Genomic DNA, 17,108 nt, shown 5'->3' with positions numbered 1-17,108 from the left:
TGACGGCATGAAGGAGTACCTCATCGTCGACGGCTACAACATGATCGGCGCTTGGCCGGAGCTGCAGCGGTTGAAGGACGTCAGCCTGGAGGAGGCACGCGACCGGTTGATCGGAATGCTCGCCGATTACCAGGGATATTCCGGGATGAAGGTCACGGTCGTGTTCGACGCGCACTACGTGCCCGGCCGGGGAGGTCAGTACCGGCAGCACCGCGTCGAGGTGCTGTACACCCGGGAGAAGGAGACGGCGGACGAAGTGATCGAACGGCTGGTCCGGAACCTCAAGGGGCTGCGGAGGCACGTCTATGTGGCGACTTCCGACATGACGGAGCAGCACGTGACCTTCGGGCTCGGCGCGCTGCGGCTGCCGGCGGGGGAGCTTCTGACGAAAATACGGCTGGCGAGGCAGGAACTTGCCCGCAGGATCGAGGAGGAGCGGAATCGGCCGGGCGCGAATCGGCTGGACGGGCGGCTTGCGGAGGACATCCGGGAAAAGCTCGAGAGGTGGCGAAGGGGCGGACAGCCTTGAGCGGGGCCGTTCCTTGCGACGGCGATTGTAAATATTGCGATATATCCGGAAAATTTACATAATCGACCTTTTTTCGAGTTTGGATGGAAATCCCGTTGTTGACGATGTCAAATCCCTTCGAGTATACTTATTCTATCTTTTGCAGGTAGCCGCAGCCATACAGGCCGGAGGGATCGTTCGTGAGCGTGGACCTCAATGAGCTGAGAAAGCACGACTATGACCTCAAGACCGATGAAGAACTCGTCGATTTCGTCCGGGACGGCGACGGCTTGGCGTTAGAATACCTGATCAACAAGTATCGCAATTTCGTCCGGGCCAAGGCCAGATCGTATTTTCTCATCGGTGCGGATCGCGAGGACATCGTGCAGGAAGGCATGATCGGACTCTACAAGTGCATTCGCGACTTCAAGGGAGACAAGTTGGCCTCGTTTAAGGCATTCGCCGAACTATGCATTACCCGTCAGATTATTACCGCGATCAAAACGGCCACCCGACAGAAGCACATCCCGCTGAATTCGTATGTGTCGTTGGACAAGCCGATCTATGACGAAGATTCCGATCGAACCCTTCTGGATGTCATTTGCGGAACGCGAGTCAGCGATCCTGAGGAAATGATCATCAACCAGGAAGAATTCAGCGGACTCGAAGACAAGATGGGCGAACTGCTCAGCGACCTGGAGCGCAAGGTGTTGATGCTGTATCTTGACGGACGATCCTATCAGGAAATTGCGGTGGATCTGGATCGTCATGTCAAGTCGATCGACAACGCGCTGCAGCGGGTTAAACGCAAGCTGGAAAAATATTTGGAAGTTCGGGAATGACAGAGAGGGAGAGAAGCCGGAGGATACTCCGGTTTTTTTATATTTTGGAGTCGGACCGGGCCGCAAGCGGGCCAACCTGCACATTCAAGAAGCGAGAAAAGGTTCGCCCGCACGGCGGAAACGCCTGTGAAGGCGCGGCCATTGAGCGGGCGGAGTCCGGAACGGCGATGTTCAAGGCGCGTGAGACGCAAACGGACAACGCTGGGGTTAGAAGAAAGCGGGAACGTTTATAATGGAGATAGGGTTGCTATAAGGCGGCGGGACCGGACGCACACCGGCGCGGCACCGGGCCGCCGCCAGGCAAAAACTGACGGACGCCTCGCTCGCCGCTTCTCCTTGACACTGCCGGATACGTTGTGCTAAAGTGACTTAGTGACCCATTTTGCATGGGGTTTTTTTGCACGATCAAATATTTGGTTGCGTCGTCTATGCCGATCGGAACGGCGAGAGATTTGGCGCTGCGCGAGAGAACCATGTGCAAGCAGGCGGGCGTTAAGCGCGCCGAGTGGATCAGAGTCGTTGACCGGCATCGGCCGGGATCTGGGGGTGTAAACCGTGGCATTTCTGGCAAGCGTGAAACGGGGATTCGGATCGGCGTTTTCGTTCGTGTCCGAAAGCATCGGTGAACTGAAGAAGGTCAAGTGGCCGACCCGCAAGGAATTGGTGAGTTACACGACTGTCGTATTGGTTTCCGTCGCGTTCGTCACCGTTTACTTCTGGGGGCTGGACTCGATCATCTCTTGGTTGCTGCGTTTGGCGTTCGAATGATAGGAGATCGCATCGCTATGGAGAAAAGATGGTACGTCGTTCATACTTACTCGGGGTACGAAAACAAGGTCAAGGCGAACTTGGAGAAACGCGTCGAGTCGATGAACATGCAGGACAAGATCTTCCGCGTGCTGGTGCCGATGGAAGAAGAGGTTGTCAACAAAGACGGCAAGAAAAAAACCGTCATGCGCAAGGTGTATCCGGGTTACGTGCTGGTCGAAATGATCCAGACGGACGATTCGTGGTACGTCGTTCGCAACACGCCGGGCGTCACCGGGTTTGTCGGTTCTACGGGTTCCGGTTCCAAGCCGACCCCCTTGCTTCCTGAGGAAGTGGACCAAATTCTCAAGCACATGGGTATCGAGGATCCGAAGCCGAAGATCGACTTCGAGCTGAAGGAATCGGTACGCGTCATGACCGGGCCGTTCGCGAACTTCGTCGGCACGATCGAAGAAATTATCGCGGACAAACACAAGCTTAAGGTTCATGTGAACATGTTCGGCAGGGAAACCCCGCTTGAATTGGAAGTCAATCAAGTGGAAAAAATATAACGCTTGTCCGGAGCGGAACGCCCGGCCGCGCGTCGTAGAGGTTTCCGGGCGGACGGCTCTTAGGAGCCGGGCGTCCGCAGTGGGAGGGAGACCATCCCGTCATACCACATTACGGCAAGGAGGTGTCTCACATGGCAAAAAAAGTCATCAAAGTGGTAAAACTGCAGATTCCTGCAGGCAAAGCGAATCCGGCGCCGCCGGTTGGTCCGGCTCTCGGTCAAGCAGGCGTGAACATCATGGCTTTCTGTAAAGAGTTCAACGCTCGTACGGCCGATCAAGCGGGTCTGATCATCCCGGTTGAAATCACCGTATTCGAAGACCGTTCGTTCACGTTCGTGACCAAAACTCCGCCGGCAGCGGTACTGCTTCGCGTTGCGGCCGGTATCGAGAAAGGTTCGGGCGAACCGAACAAGAAGAAAGTGGCTACGGTTAAACGCGCGAAAATTCGCGAGATCGCCGAGCAAAAAATGCCTGACCTGAATGCGGCATCCGTCGAAGCGGCAATGCGCATGGTCGAAGGTACGGCCCGCAGCATGGGCGTTGTAATCGAAGACTGATCGGGGAGCTGCATGCCCGATCGAGCGGCGCCGGCTGCGGCTGACGCCGAGTGGGAGGGTAAACCCGTTATCACCACATGAAGGAGGACACGGTATCATGCCGAAACGCGGTAAGAAATATCAAGAAGCGGCGAAGCTGATCGATGCCGACGCGCTCTACGAAGCGTCGGAAGCGATCGAGCTGGTGAAAAAAGCCGCAACGGCCAAGTTTGATGAAACCGTGGAAGTGGCGATCCGTCTGGGCGTCGATCCGCGCAAGCAGGATCAAAACGTTCGCGGCGTAGTCGTTCTTCCGAACGGTACGGGCAAAACGAAGCGCGTGCTCGTATTTGCCAAAGGCGAAAAAGCCAAAGAAGCGGAACAGGCTGGCGCTGATTATGTCGGCGATCAAGACCTGATCAACAAAATTCAACAAGGCTGGTTCGAATTCGACGTCTGCGTAGCTACGCCGGATATGATGAGCGAAGTCGGTAAGCTCGGTCGTCTGCTCGGGGGCAAAGGCCTCATGCCGAACCCGAAAGCGGGCACGGTTACGTTTGACGTAGCGAACGCAGTCAAAGAAATCAAAGCCGGTAAAATCGAGTATCGTCTCGACAAAGCCGGTCAAATCCACGCGCCGATCGGTAAAGTTTCCTTCGAGGCCGAAAAGCTTCAAGAAAACTTCAAAGCGCTGATCGAAGCGATCGTTCGCGCGAAACCGGCTGCGGCGAAAGGCGTTTACCTGAAGAACATCGCCATCTCTTCCACGATGGGTCCGGCCGTCCGCGTGAACGCGCAAGCCTATCGTTGATCGTCAATTGGAAGCCATTTTCGATTGACGCATGGAACGCTGTGTGATATGATTCTTTGGGTCTTTTAGAATCGAATACAGAACCGTAGACAGCAGGTGCCGCTTGCGGCTTAATATCCCGCCGAGGTGTTCGAATAGATCGTTTTTCATGTTTTTGTTGAAGAACGGAGCGCCTTCGTAGATGTCTACGGAGGCTTTTCTTTTTGCCGGAAGGAGAAAAGCCCGAGTATGTCGTTCGAGCACGGCCATTAAGGAACAGGAGGTGTGCAACGTGGCAAACGCTAAAATCATCGCTCAAAAAGAACAGGCTGTCCAGGAAGTCGCTGCGAAACTGCGGGAGAGCTCCTGCACGATCGTCGCCGATTACCGCGGTCTGAACGTGAAGCAAGTAACCGAACTGCGCCGTCAGTTGCGCGAGGCGGGCGTGGAATTCGCCGTTTTGAAAAACACGCTGATTCGCCGCGCGACGGCACAAACCGAGCTGACGGAGCTGGACCCGGTTCTGACGGGTCCGACGGCTGTGGCATTCAGCAAATCGGATGTCGTGGCCGCCGCGAAAATCATCTCGGAATTCGCGAAGAAAAACGACAAGCTGTCCGTTAAAGGCGGCGTTGTCGAAGGTCGCGTCGTTGACGCGGCGCAAATCAAAGCGCTGGCCGATCTGCCGTCCCGCGAGGGTCTGCTGTCGATGCTGCTCAGCGTTCTGCAAGCGCCGATCCGCAACTTCGCGCTGGCTGTCAAAGCCGTTGCCGAAAAGCAAGAAGGCGCTCAAGCTTAATCCGGCAAGTTAAATCGATTCCCATATAAACGGAGGGTAAACTCATGTCCAAAGAGCAAATCTTGGAAGCCATTAAAGGTATGACCGTTCTGGAACTGAACGAACTGGTCAAAGCAATTGAAGAAGAATTCGGCGTAACGGCCGCTGCACCGGTAGCGGTTGTTGCAGGCGGCGCGGCTGCTGCCGAAGTGGCCGAGCAATCGGAGTTCGACGTCATCCTGGCGGATGCCGGCGCTTCGAAAATCAACGTGATCAAAGTTGTTCGCGAGCTGACGGGCCTGGGCCTGAAAGAAGCGAAAGAAGTCGTCGACAACGCTCCGAAGCCGATTAAAGAAAAAGTATCCAAAGAAGAAGCCGAAGCTATCAAAGCGAAGCTCGAAGAAGCTGGCGCGAAAGTCGAAGTCAAGTAATCAACGCGAGGCTCCCTGGTATAAGCAGGGGGCCTCGCTTTTTGGCCGGTCGGCCGGATAGTCGATGCGGAAGGAAGGTTCGGATATGGCGGATCACTACTATACGCAAAACCCCGGGGCGGCACGGGATGAGCGGACAATCGACATCGCCGTTCGGGGGATATCGCTGCGGCTGACGACGGACAGCGGCGTTTTCTCGAAGGGCGGTTTGGATTACGGCAGCCGGTTTTTGATCGAATGCCTGGAGTGGAGTCCCGGCGCGCGGGTGCTGGATGTCGGCTGCGGCTACGGGCCGATCGGTCTGGCTGTGGCCAAGCTGGACCCGTCCGCGCGCGTAACGATGCTGGATATTAACGAGCGGGCGGTCGAACTGGCGCGGCGCAACGCCCGATCGAACGGACTGCCGAACGCCGAGGCGCTGGCGAGCGACCGGTTGTCTGCGGTGGCCGGGCGCGAGTTCGACGTCGTCGTAACGAATCCGCCGATCCGGGCCGGCAAGTCGGTCGTGCATGCCATTTTCGAGGAAGCCCGCGATAAGCTCGTTCCGGGCGGATCGCTGTGGATCGTCATTCAGAAGAAACAGGGAGCTCCTTCGGCCAAAGCGAGATTGGAAGAGCTGTACGCCTCGGTCGAAGAGGTGGGCAAGGACAAAGGATACCGGGTATTTAAGGCGATAAAATAAAGTTGACTCGCCAGATTGTATGTGATACTATTATGTAATGTCAGCATTAAGATGGGCTCATTGTCTTTACCGTACTAAAATGTCAATAGGGCTCTGCAAATTTGTGAATAATTTTGCGATCTATCGTATACTGGATGGGTTTTAGGGATAATCTGTAAGCTGGGTTATCCTCTTTGAAACCCGTGCTTTCTTTTTTGCTTTTTTTGTGGGTTTTTGTAGGGTGGAGTTGCTCGTCCTTCGGGCCGGGCTTCAAGGCTTTTTAGTAGATGTAAGGGGTGAAGAGAAGTTGGCTGGACAACTTGCTCGATTTGGTCGTCGCTATCGGAGGACGTATGCGCGGATTAATGAGGTGCTCGAAGTTCCCAACCTCATTGAGATCCAAAAGAAATCCTATCAGGGATTTCTTGACGAGGGTCTGCGCGAGATGTTGCAGGACATTTCCCCGATTCAGGACTTCACGGGGAATTTGTCGCTGGAGTTTATCGACTATAGCCTCGGCGAGCCCAAGTACGATGTCGACGAGTCGAAGGAACGCGACGTAACCTACGCGGCGCCTCTGCGTGTGAAGGTTCGCCTGATCAACCACGAGACGGGCGAGGTAAAAGAGCAAGAAGTGTTCATGGGCGATTTTCCGTTGATGACCGAGACCGGCACGTTCATCATCAACGGCGCCGAACGCGTCATTGTCAGTCAGCTTGTGCGCTCTCCGAGTGTCTATTTCAGCACGAAAATCGACAAAAACGGCAAAAAGAGCTACACGGCGACGGTTATTCCGAACCGCGGGGCTTGGTTGGAGCTGGAGACGGACGCCAAGGACATCATCTATGTCCGGATCGACCGCACCCGTAAAATTCCGGTGACCGTGTTGCTTCGCGCGCTCGGCTTCGGCACGGATGCCGAAATCATCGACCTGCTCGGCGATGACGAGTACATCCGCAACACGCTGGAGAAGGACAACACCGACTCGACGGAGAAAGCGCTGATCGAGATTTACGAGCGTCTCCGCCCGGGCGAGCCGCCGACGCTGGAAAACGCGAAAAACCTGCTGATCGCCCGCTTCTTCGATCCGAAGCGCTACGATCTGGCGAACGTCGGCCGCTACAAGATCAACAAAAAGCTGCACATCAAGAACCGTCTGTTCAACCAACGTCTTGCCGAGACGCTGGTGAATCCGAAGACGGGCGAGATTATTGCGGAAGCCGGTCAGGTTGTCGACCGCCGCCTGCTGGACGAGATTCTTCCGGCTCTCGAGAGCGATGTCGGCTTCGTGCAATACAAGGTGTCCGGGGGTGTGCTCGACAACGAGACGATTCCCGTTCAATGCATCTCGATTTTCTCGCCGCTTGAAGACGGCAAGGTGATCAAGGTCATCGCCAACGGCGGCATCGACAAATCGGTCAAACATATTACGCCGGCGGATATCATTTCGTCGATCAACTACTTTATCAATCTGCTGCACGGCGTCGGCAGCACGGACGACATCGACCACTTGGGCAACCGTCGTCTGCGCTCCGTCGGCGAACTGCTGCAGAATCAGTTCCGGATCGGTCTGTCCCGGATGGAGCGCGTCGTTCGCGAACGCATGTCGATCCAGGACGCCAATCTCATTACGCCGCAGGCGCTCATCAACATCCGCCCGGTTATCGCGGCGATCAAGGAGTTCTTCGGCAGCTCGCAGCTCTCGCAGTTTATGGATCAGACGAACCCGCTTGCCGAACTGACGCACAAGCGCCGTCTGTCCGCGCTCGGACCCGGCGGTCTGACGCGGGAACGCGCGGGCTTCGAGGTTCGCGACGTTCACCACTCCCACTACGGACGGATGTGCCCGATCGAGACGCCGGAGGGCCCGAATATCGGTCTCATCAACTCGTTGTCCACGTTCGCGCGGATCAACGAATACGGATTTATCGAGGCGCCGTACCGCTGGGTCGATCCGAAGACGGGCCGGGTAACCGACCAGATCGCCTATTTGACGGCGGACGAAGAAGACAACTACGTCATCGCGCAGGCGAACGCCGAGCTGGACGAAGAAGGACGGTTCGTGCAGGAGAACGTCATCGTGCGCTTCAAGGACGACATCCTGACGCTGCCGCGCGAGCGCGTCGACTACATGGACGTCTCGCCGAAGCAAGTCGTCTCCGTGGCGACCGCGCTGATTCCGTTCCTTGAGAACGACGACTCCAACCGTGCGCTCATGGGTTCGAACATGCAGCGCCAGGCGGTTCCGCTGCTCGTTCCGGAAGCTCCGCTTGTCGGCACGGGTATGGAGCACAAAGCCGCCAAGGATTCCGGCGTCTGCGTCGTGGCGAAGTATGACGGCGTCGTCGAGCGCGTCACGGCGAACGAGGTATGGGTGCGCCGCCAGGAGACGATCGACGGACGCGTCGTGAACGGCGACATCACCAAGTACCGCTTGCACAAGTTTATGCGTTCCAACCAGGGAACGTGTATCAACCAGCGCCCGATCGTCCGCAAGGGCGAAGTCGTCAAAGTCGGCGACATTCTCGCGGACGGACCGTCCACCGAGATGGGCGAGCTCGCGCTCGGCCGCAACGTGCTCGTCGCGTTTATGACATGGGAAGGCTACAACTACGAAGACGCGATCCTGCTGAGCGAGAAGCTGGTGAAGGAAGACGTCTATACGTCGATTCATATCGAAGAATACGAGTCCGAAGCGCGCGACACGAAGCTCGGACCGGAAGAGATTACGCGCGACATCCCGAACGTGGGCGAAGACGCGCTCAAGAATCTGGATGAGCGCGGCATTATCCGCGTCGGCGCGGAGATCAGCGCAGGGGACATCCTCGTCGGCAAAGTTACGCCGAAGGGCGTCACCGAGCTGACGGCGGAAGAACGCCTGCTGCACGCGATCTTCGGCGAGAAGGCGCGCGAAGTGCGCGACACGAGCCTGCGCGTGCCCCACGGCACCGACGGCATCGTCGTCGACGTCAAGGTGTTCACCCGCGAGAACGGCGACGAACTGCCTCCGGGCGTCAACCAGCTCGTCCGCGTCTACATCGCGCAGAAACGGAAAATTTCCGAAGGCGACAAGATGGCCGGACGCCACGGAAACAAAGGGGTTATCGCACGGATTTTGCCGGAGGAAGACATGCCGTTCCTGCCGGACGGCACGCCGGTTCAGGTCGTGCTGAACCCGCTGGGCGTCCCGTCGCGGATGAACATCGGTCAGGTGCTGGAGGTTCACCTCGGCATGGCGGCCCGCTTGCTGGGCATTCACACGGCGACCCCGGTCTTCGACGGAGCCCGCGAGGACGACGTGTTCGACACGATGGAAGAAGCCGGCATGCAGCGCAACGGCAAAACGATTCTGTACGACGGCCGGACAGGCGAACCGTTCGAGCGCGAAGTCACGGTCGGGGTGATGTACATGATCAAGCTGGCGCACATGGTCGACGACAAAATCCACGCCCGTTCCACCGGTCCGTACTCGCTCGTTACCCAGCAGCCGCTGGGCGGTAAAGCGCAGTTCGGCGGCCAGCGGTTCGGGGAGATGGAGGTATGGGCGCTCGAAGCGTACGGAGCCGCTTATACCCTGCAGGAAATTCTCACCGTCAAGTCCGACGACGTCGTCGGACGCGTTAAGACATACGAAGCGATCGTCAAAGGCGAGAACGTGCCGGAGCCGGGCGTTCCGGAGTCGTTCAAAGTCTTGATCAAGGAATTGCAAAGCTTGGGCATGGACGTCAAAATCCTCGCCGGCAACGAAGAAGAAATCGAAATGAAAGAGCTGGATGACGAGGACGACGCAGGCAGCGACAAGCTGAACCTGAACCTCGAAGGCGCGGAAGTCGGAGTCGAGTAAGCCAACAGCATTTCAGTCGGGAGGGTTGCTCCTTGTTAGACGTTAACAACTTTGAGTTTATGAAAATCGGTCTGGCATCTCCGGACAAAATCCGGTCCTGGTCGCGCGGCGAAGTGAAAAAGCCGGAGACGATCAACTACCGGACGCTGAAGCCGGAGAAAGAAGGCTTGTTCTGCGAAAAAATCTTCGGGCCGACGAAGGACTGGGAGTGCCACTGCGGCAAGTACAAGCGCGTGCGCTACAAAGGCGTCGTGTGCGACCGCTGCGGCGTCGAAGTTACCCGCCAGAAGGTTCGCCGCGAGCGCATGGGCCATATCGAACTGGCCGCGCCGGTCTCGCACATCTGGTATTTCAAGGGCATCCCGAGCCGGATGGGCCTGGCACTCGACATGTCGCCGCGCTCCCTCGAGGAGATCATCTACTTCGCGTCGTATGTCGTGACCGATCCCGGCGATACGCCGCTGGAGAAGAAGCAACTGCTCTCGGAAAAAGAATACCGCAGCTACCGCGAGAAATACGGCTACGCGTTCCAGGCGGGCATGGGCGCCGAAGCGGTTAAAAAGCTCCTGCAGGAAATCGACATCGAACGCGAAGTCGAAATGCTGAAGGAAGAGCTGAAAACCGCCCAAGGCCAGCGCCGCAACCGGGCGATCAAACGCCTCGAAGTCATGGAGGCGTTCCGCAATTCCGGCAACCGTCCGGAATGGATGGTGCTGGACGTGCTGCCGGTTATCCCGCCGGAGCTTCGTCCGATGGTGCAGCTGGACGGCGGACGCTTCGCAACGTCCGACCTGAACGACCTGTACCGCCGCGTCATCAACCGGAACAACCGTCTGAAGCGCCTGCTCGATCTGGGTGCTCCGGACATCATCGTGCAAAACGAGAAGCGCATGCTCCAGGAAGCCGTGGACGCGCTGATCGACAACGGCCGCCGCGGCCGCCCGGTAACGGGTCCCGGCAACCGTCCGCTCAAGTCGCTCAGCCACATGCTGAAAGGTAAGCAAGGCCGCTTCCGTCAAAACCTGCTCGGCAAACGCGTCGACTATTCCGGACGTTCCGTTATCGTCGTCGGCCCGAGCCTCAAGATGTACCAGTGCGGCCTGCCGAAGGAAATGGCGCTGGAGCTGTTCAAGCCGTTCGTGATGAAGGAGCTCGTCAACAAAGGGCTTGCGCACAACATCAAGAGCGCCAAGCGCAAGGTCGAGAGAGTCAGCCCCGAAGTCTGGGACGTGCTGGAGGAAGTCATCAAGGAGCATCCGGTTCTGCTGAACCGCGCTCCGACGCTTCACCGCCTCGGTATCCAGGCGTTCGAGCCGATTCTGGTCGAAGGCCGCGCCATCAAGCTGCACCCGCTCGTCTGTACGGCGTACAACGCCGACTTCGACGGCGACCAGATGGCCGTTCACGTGCCGCTGTCGGCGGAAGCGCAAGCGGAAGCCCGCATCCTCATGCTGGCCGCCGGCAACATCCTGAACCCGAAGGACGGCAAACCTGTCGTTACGCCTTCGCAGGACATGGTCCTCGGCAGCTTCTATCTGACGATGGACAATCCGGAGGCGGAAGGTACGGGTCTTGTGTTCCGCACGACGCACGAAGCGATCAGCGCGTACCAGCGCGGCATCGCGTCGCTGCACGCGCGCATCGCGATTCCGGCCAAGGCGCTGAACAAAACGTCGTTCACGGAACGCCAGCAAAAAGCTTTGCTCGTGACGACGATCGGCAAAATTATTTTCAACGAAATATTCCCGAGCGACTTCCCGTACCTCAACGAGGCGACGAAGACCAACCTGTTGAACGGAACGCCGGATGAATATTTCATCTTCGAAAAAGGCGCGAACATCCAGGAGTTTATCCGGAAAGCCCCTGTCAGAGGCTCTGTCGGCAAAGACTTCCTCGGAGCGATTATCGCCGAGTGCTTCCGTCGCTACCAGACGATGGAGACGTCGATCATTCTAGACAAAATCAAGCAAAACGGCTTTACGTATTCGACCCGCGCGGGGATTACGGTTGCGGTCGCGGACGTTGTCGTGCCGCAGGAGAAAGCCCGCATCCTGAAAGAATCCGACGAGAAAGTCCGCGCGGTTACGAATCAGTTCCGCCGCGGTCTGATCACCGACGAGGAGCGCTACGACCGCGTCATCGCGATCTGGGGCAAAGCGAAGGACGAAATCACGGACATCCTGATGAAGTCCCTCGACAAGTTCAATTCGATCAACATGATGGTCGAGTCCAAAGCGCGGGGTAACAAATCGCAGATCACGCAGCTGGGCGGCATGCGCGGACTGATGGCGACGCCGACCGGCCGGATCTACGAGCTTCCGATTCGCTCGAACTTCCGCGAAGGCCTGACGGTCCTGGAGTACTTCATCTCCACCCACGGCGCGCGGAAAGGTCTCGCCGACACCGCCCTGCGTACGGCCGACTCGGGTTATCTGACCCGCCGTCTGGTCGACGTCGCGCAGGACGTCATCGTCCGCGAGGAGGACTGCGGTACGGACAAAGGTTTCGTCGTCGGCAAAATCCACGACGGCAAAGAGGTTATCGAGGATTTGTACGACCGGATCGAAGGCCGCTACGCGTTCGAGACGGTCAAACACCCGGAGACGGGCGAAATCATCGTCCGCCGCAACGAGCTGATCGACTCGGCGATTGCCGACGCCATCGTCAAGGCGGGCATCGAAAAGATCCAGATTCGATCGGTGCTTAGCTGCCGCACGCGCCACGGCGTCTGCAAAAAATGCTACGGCCGGAACCTGGCGACGGGCAAATTCGTCGAGATCGGCGAAGCGGTCGGCATTATCGCGGCGCAGTCCATCGGCGAGCCCGGCACGCAGTTGACGATGCGTACGTTCCACACCGGGGGCGTCGCGGGCGACGACATCACCCAAGGTTTGCCGCGTATCCAGGAGCTGTTCGAGGCGCGCAACCCGAAAGGCCAGGCGATGATCTCCGAAATCGACGGCGTCGTGAAGGAAATCCGCGAAGCGAAGGATCGCCGCGAGATCGTCATCGAAGGCGAAGCGGAATCCAAAGTGTACGCGGTGCCATACGGTTCCCGTCTGCGTGTCCTGGTCGGCCAGACGATCGAGGCGGGCGACGAGCTGACGGACGGTTCGATCGATCCGAAAGAAATGCTCCGCATCAAAGGCATCCGCGGCGTGCAGAACTACATCCTTCAGGAAGTTCAGCGCGTCTACCGGAACCAGGGCGTAGAAATTAACGACAAGCACATCGAGGTCATGATCCGGCAGATGCTCCGCAAAATCCGGATCGTCGACAGCGGCGACACCAAGCTGCTGCCGGGCTCCTTCGTCGATATGCACGAGTACGAGAGCGCGAACCGCGAGGCGCTTCTGGCAGGCCGCGAGCCGGCCGTCGCCAAACCGGTTCTGCTCGGGATTACCAAGGCGTCGCTGGAGACGGATTCGTTCCTGTCGGCGGCCTCCTTCCAAGAGACGACTCGCGTGTTGACCGACGCCGCGATCAAGGGCAAGGTCGATCAACTGCTCGGACTCAAGGAGAACGTCATTATCGGCAAGCTGATTCCGGCCGGAACCGGCATGAATCGCTACCGCAGCATCAAGGTCATCGATCCGAACGTGCCGGAGGAACCGCAGCAGGATGCGGAACCGGAGGCCGTTGCGGTCGAGATGTGATAGAAGCCGCGTCCGGGCCGTCATCGCCAAGCACGGGGATGGCGGCTTCGGCTATGCGCCGCGAATACGGGAAATGCCGCAAAGGATCGAAGCGTGTCGCCATGTCCCGAAGGGCGGCAACGCGCGTTCGGCGGCCCGGATGACCCATGATTTGGCGGATGGAGGACGGGCGAAACAACCGTCGAGTGCTTCTTGACACTGCGATCGCCAGATGCTAATATATCGAAGTGTGCCTGTATGCGAGCCATTTGCGTTGGGAGATGTTGACGATTGTTAGAACATCTGAAGCAAGCTGCCCAATTGTCGATCGGCACCAAGCAGACTACCAAGGTAGTCGAAGAAGGCAAGGCGAGCGAAGTGTTCATCGCCAAGGATGCAGATCCGCGCCTTACGAGTAAGATCGTAAGCCTGTGTAAGAAAACGGGAATCCCCATTGTGTACGCCGAAAGCATGAAGCAGCTCGGAAGAGCCTGCGGCATCGACGTTGGCGCGGCGATGGCGGCTATCGTTAAGACGGAACCATGAAGGATTTGGCGGTTGGCCGGTCAAGTTCGGACAACTGTACAAAGCCTTTCCTTTTGTCTCGCAGCGAACACCTGGATCTGTGGACTTGAAGAAGAGCACGTTGAATCGATATTTCCGCATGGAAGGAGGAGCCCAAATGCCAACGATTAACCAGCTCGTACGCAAGGGCCGTCAGGCGAAAGTCGTCAAATCGAAATCGCCGGCTCTGCAAAAAGGGTTCAACGCCCTGAAACGCGAACAAACCAACCTGAGCGCTCCGCAAAAACGCGGCGTCTGCACTCGTGTTGGCACGATGACCCCGAAGAAGCCGAACTCCGCTCTTCGGAAATATGCCCGTGTGCGCTTGACCAACAAAGTCGAGGTCACGGCTTATATCCCGGGAATCGGCCACAACCTGCAGGAGCACAGCGTCGTGTTGATTCGCGGCGGCCGGGTTAAAGACCTGCCGGGTGTCCGTTACCACATCGTTCGCGGTGCGCTGGATACGGCGGGCGTGAACAACCGGATGCAAGGCCGTTCCAAATACGGAGCGAAACGTCCGAAAGCCGCTAAAAAATAAGCGGCCGGCGTGAAGTTCGACCTTATCCAGGTTTGAACATGAGCAGAAAGGGGGATAACTATGCCACGTAAAGGTCCTGTTCCGAAGCGCGACGTGCTGCCGGATCCGATCTACAACAGCAAGCTGGTGACTCGTCTCATCAACCGCCTGATGATCGACGGCAAGCGCGGTGTTGCGCAGAGCATTCTGTATAACGCATTCGAGAAGGTGAAAGAACGCACCGGACGCGATCCGATGGAAGTGTTCGAAGCCGCTCTGAAAAACATCATGCCGGTTCTCGAGGTTAAAGCCCGCCGGGTAGGCGGCGCGAACTATCAAGTGCCGATCGAGGTTAAACCGGACCGCCGCGTGTCGCTCGGCCTCCGCTGGCTGGTCAACTACGCTCGCCTGCGCGGGGAGAAAACGATGGAAGAGCGTCTGGCGAACGAGATCATCGACGCTAGCAACAGCACCGGCGCATCTGTCAAAAAACGCGAAGACACGCACAAAATGGCAGAAGCGAACAAAGCGTTTGCTCACTACCGCTGGTAATCTTGAGAGGAGACACAACTATGCCCAGAGAGTTCTCCTTAAAAGACACGCGTAATATCGGGATCATGGCTCACATCGATGCCGGCAAGACCACCACGACGGAACGGATTCTGTTCTATACGGGCCGTACCCACAAAATCGGCGAAGTGCACGAAGGCGCTGCGACGATGGACTGGATGGAGCAAGAACAGGAGCGCGGAATCACGATTACGTCCGCCGCTACGACTTGCCAATGGAAAGGTCACCGGATCAACATCATCGATACCCCGGGACACGTCGACTTCACGGTAGAAGTCGAACGCTCCCTGCGCGTGTTGGACGGAGCAGTAGGCGTATTCAGCGCCAAAGAAGGCGTTGAGCCGCAGTCCGAGACGGTATGGCGTCAAGCTGACCGCTACGGCGTTCCGCGGATCGCATACGTCAACAAAATGGATATCATCGGGGCGGACTTCCTGTCCGTTATCGATCAGATGCGCGACCGCCTGAAAGCGAACGCTGTCGCCATCCAATTGCCGATCGGCGCCGAAGCCGATTTCGTCGGCATCATCGACCTGATCGAGCAATGCGCCTATATCTACAAAGACGATCTCGGCAAAGAGATCGAGCGTACGGAGATTCCGGAGGAGTACAAAGCGAAAGCCGAAGAACTCCGCACGGAACTCGTCGAGAAGGTTGCCGAGCTGGACGAAGAGCTGATGCTCAAGTACCTCGAAGGCGAAGAGATCACCAAAGAGGAACTGAAAGCGACGCTGCGCAAAGGTGTCTGCGAAGTGAAAATCTTCCCGGTCATCTGCGGCTCTTCGTACAAAAACAAAGGGGTTCAGCTCATGCTGGACGCCGTCATCGAATACCTGCCTTCTCCGGTGGACGTCCCGGATATCAAGGGCGTTCTGGAAGACGGCACCGAAGTTACGCGCAAGTCGGCTGACGATCAACCGTTCGCCGCGCTGGCGTTCAAAATCGCGACCGACCCGTATGTCGGCCGGCTGACGTTCATTCGCGTATATTCCGGCGTTCTGAACTCCGGTTCCTACGTGCTGAATGCCACCAAAGGCAAGCGCGAACGGATCGGACGGATTCTCCAGATGCACGCGAACCACCGTCAGGAGATCAGCGAAGTGTACGCGGGCGATATCGCTGCGGCCGTAGGCCTGAAGGATACGATCACCGGCGATACGCTGTGCGACGAGAAACATCCGGTTATCCTGGAATCGATGAACTTCCCGGAACCGGTTATCTCCATCGCGGTCGAGCCGAAAGCCAAAGCCGACCAAGACAAAATGGCCAACGCGCTGTCCAAACTCGCCGAAGAAGACCCGACCTTCCGCTTCTATACGGATGAGGAAACCGGGCAGACGATCATCCAAGGGATGGGCGAGCTCCATCTGGAGATCATCGTCGACCGTATGCTTCGCGAGTTCAAAGTGGAGACGAACGTCGGCAAGCCGCAAGTCGCTTACCGCGAGACGTTCCGCAAATCTGCGCAAGTCGAAGGCAAGTTCGTTCGCCAGTCCGGCGGCCGCGGTCAATACGGCCACGTCTGGATCGAATTCGAACCGCTGGAGCCGGGTACCGGCTTCGTGTTCGAGAACAAAATCGTCGGCGGCGTAGTACCGAAAGAATATATCGCACCGGTACAAGCCGGTATCGAAGAAGCGATGAAAAACGGCGTTCTCGCCGGATTCCCGCTCGTCGATATCAAAGCCACGATCTTCGACGGATCTTACCATGACGTCGACTCCAGCGAGATGGCGTTCAAAATCGCCGGTTCGTTGGCGCTCAAAGCGGCTAAGGACAAATGTAATCCTGTGCTGCTCGAGCCGATCATGAAAGTCGAAGTAACCGTTCCGGAGGAGTATATGGGCGACGTAATGGGCGACCTGAACTCCCGCCGGGGCCGCATCGAGGGCATGGACTCCCGTGCGGGCGCGCAAATCATCCGCGCGAAAGTTCCGCTGTCCGAGATGTTCGGTTATTCCACGACACTGCGTTCGCGTACGCAAGGCCGCGGCGTGTACTCGATGGAAATCTCCCACTATGAAGAAGTGCCGAAGTCTATTGCCGATGAAATCATCGCAAAGAAACAAGGCGCTTAATCTAATAATCCTATTCCGAGGAGGAATCGATT

The 17,108-nt window shown here is 57.6% G+C and carries 15 protein-coding genes and 1 other annotated feature; all 15 genes read left to right on the top strand.

Features of this window, described 5'->3' with window-relative positions; genetic code table 11:
• Positions 1 to 7 precede the first annotated feature (7 nt).
• Positions 8 to 529, top strand: a complete 522-nt coding sequence (locus FE781_RS13815; protein ID WP_138790217.1) for an NYN domain-containing protein — start codon at positions 8 to 10, stop codon at positions 527 to 529.
• A 179-nt stretch (positions 530 to 708) separates the two neighbouring features.
• Positions 709 to 1,350: an RNA polymerase sporulation sigma factor SigH gene (gene sigH, locus FE781_RS13810; RefSeq protein ID WP_138790216.1), complete on the top strand. Its 642-nt coding sequence runs from the start codon at positions 709 to 711 to the stop codon at positions 1,348 to 1,350.
• Positions 1,351 to 1,905: 555 nt separating this feature from the next.
• Positions 1,906 to 2,118 (top strand): preprotein translocase subunit SecE, encoded by a 213-nt coding sequence (gene secE, locus FE781_RS13805; protein ID WP_138790215.1) that lies wholly within the window; start codon positions 1,906 to 1,908, stop codon positions 2,116 to 2,118.
• Between the two features lie 17 nt (positions 2,119 to 2,135).
• The gene (gene nusG, locus FE781_RS13800; RefSeq protein WP_138790214.1) at positions 2,136 to 2,669 is read left to right on the top strand and encodes a transcription termination/antitermination protein NusG; all 534 of its coding nucleotides are present in this window, start codon (positions 2,136 to 2,138) and stop codon (positions 2,667 to 2,669) included.
• Positions 2,670 to 2,800: 131 nt separating this feature from the next.
• On the top strand, positions 2,801 to 3,226 hold the full coding sequence (gene rplK / locus FE781_RS13795; RefSeq protein ID WP_138790213.1) for a 50S ribosomal protein L11: 426 nt from the start codon (positions 2,801 to 2,803) through the stop codon (positions 3,224 to 3,226).
• A 97-nt stretch (positions 3,227 to 3,323) separates the two neighbouring features.
• Positions 3,324 to 4,016 carry a 50S ribosomal protein L1 gene (gene rplA, locus FE781_RS13790; RefSeq protein ID WP_138790212.1) on the top strand — a complete coding sequence of 231 codons (693 nt, stop codon included), beginning with the start codon at positions 3,324 to 3,326 and terminating at the stop codon, positions 4,014 to 4,016.
• A gap of 65 nt (positions 4,017 to 4,081) precedes the next feature.
• Positions 4,082 to 4,226 (top strand) — a sequence feature (ribosomal protein L10 leader region).
• 61 nt (positions 4,227 to 4,287) lie between these two features.
• Positions 4,288 to 4,794, top strand: a complete 507-nt coding sequence (gene rplJ, locus FE781_RS13785) for a 50S ribosomal protein L10 (RefSeq protein WP_138790211.1) — start codon at positions 4,288 to 4,290, stop codon at positions 4,792 to 4,794.
• A gap of 44 nt (positions 4,795 to 4,838) precedes the next feature.
• The gene (gene rplL, locus FE781_RS13780) at positions 4,839 to 5,204 is read left to right on the top strand and encodes a 50S ribosomal protein L7/L12 (RefSeq protein WP_138790210.1); all 366 of its coding nucleotides are present in this window, start codon (positions 4,839 to 4,841) and stop codon (positions 5,202 to 5,204) included.
• Positions 5,205 to 5,289: 85 nt separating this feature from the next.
• Entirely contained in the window at positions 5,290 to 5,886 is a 597-nt protein-coding gene (locus FE781_RS13775) for a class I SAM-dependent methyltransferase (protein ID WP_138790209.1), read from the top strand.
• Between the two features lie 286 nt (positions 5,887 to 6,172).
• Positions 6,173 to 9,709: a DNA-directed RNA polymerase subunit beta gene (gene rpoB / locus FE781_RS13770; RefSeq protein ID WP_138790208.1), complete on the top strand. Its 3,537-nt coding sequence runs from the start codon at positions 6,173 to 6,175 to the stop codon at positions 9,707 to 9,709.
• A 32-nt stretch (positions 9,710 to 9,741) separates the two neighbouring features.
• Positions 9,742 to 13,365: a DNA-directed RNA polymerase subunit beta' gene (gene rpoC, locus FE781_RS13765; protein WP_138790207.1), complete on the top strand. Its 3,624-nt coding sequence runs from the start codon at positions 9,742 to 9,744 to the stop codon at positions 13,363 to 13,365.
• 270 nt (positions 13,366 to 13,635) lie between these two features.
• Entirely contained in the window at positions 13,636 to 13,890 is a 255-nt protein-coding gene (locus FE781_RS13760) for a ribosomal L7Ae/L30e/S12e/Gadd45 family protein (protein WP_138790206.1), read from the top strand.
• A 136-nt stretch (positions 13,891 to 14,026) separates the two neighbouring features.
• Entirely contained in the window at positions 14,027 to 14,449 is a 423-nt protein-coding gene (gene rpsL / locus FE781_RS13755) for a 30S ribosomal protein S12 (protein ID WP_138790205.1), read from the top strand.
• A 60-nt stretch (positions 14,450 to 14,509) separates the two neighbouring features.
• Positions 14,510 to 14,980, top strand: coding sequence for a 30S ribosomal protein S7 (gene rpsG, locus FE781_RS13750; RefSeq protein WP_138790204.1), 471 nt, complete (start codon positions 14,510 to 14,512; stop codon positions 14,978 to 14,980).
• Between the two features lie 20 nt (positions 14,981 to 15,000).
• On the top strand, positions 15,001 to 17,076 hold the full coding sequence (fusA, locus tag FE781_RS13745; protein WP_138790203.1) for an elongation factor G: 2,076 nt from the start codon (positions 15,001 to 15,003) through the stop codon (positions 17,074 to 17,076).
• The last annotated feature ends 32 nt before the right edge of the window (positions 17,077 to 17,108 follow it).

Source organism: Paenibacillus thermoaerophilus, assembly GCF_005938195.1.
Taxonomy (GTDB): domain Bacteria; phylum Bacillota; class Bacilli; order Paenibacillales; family Reconciliibacillaceae; genus Paenibacillus_W; species Paenibacillus_W thermoaerophilus.
This window is presented reverse-complemented; position numbering and strand designations above follow the sequence as displayed.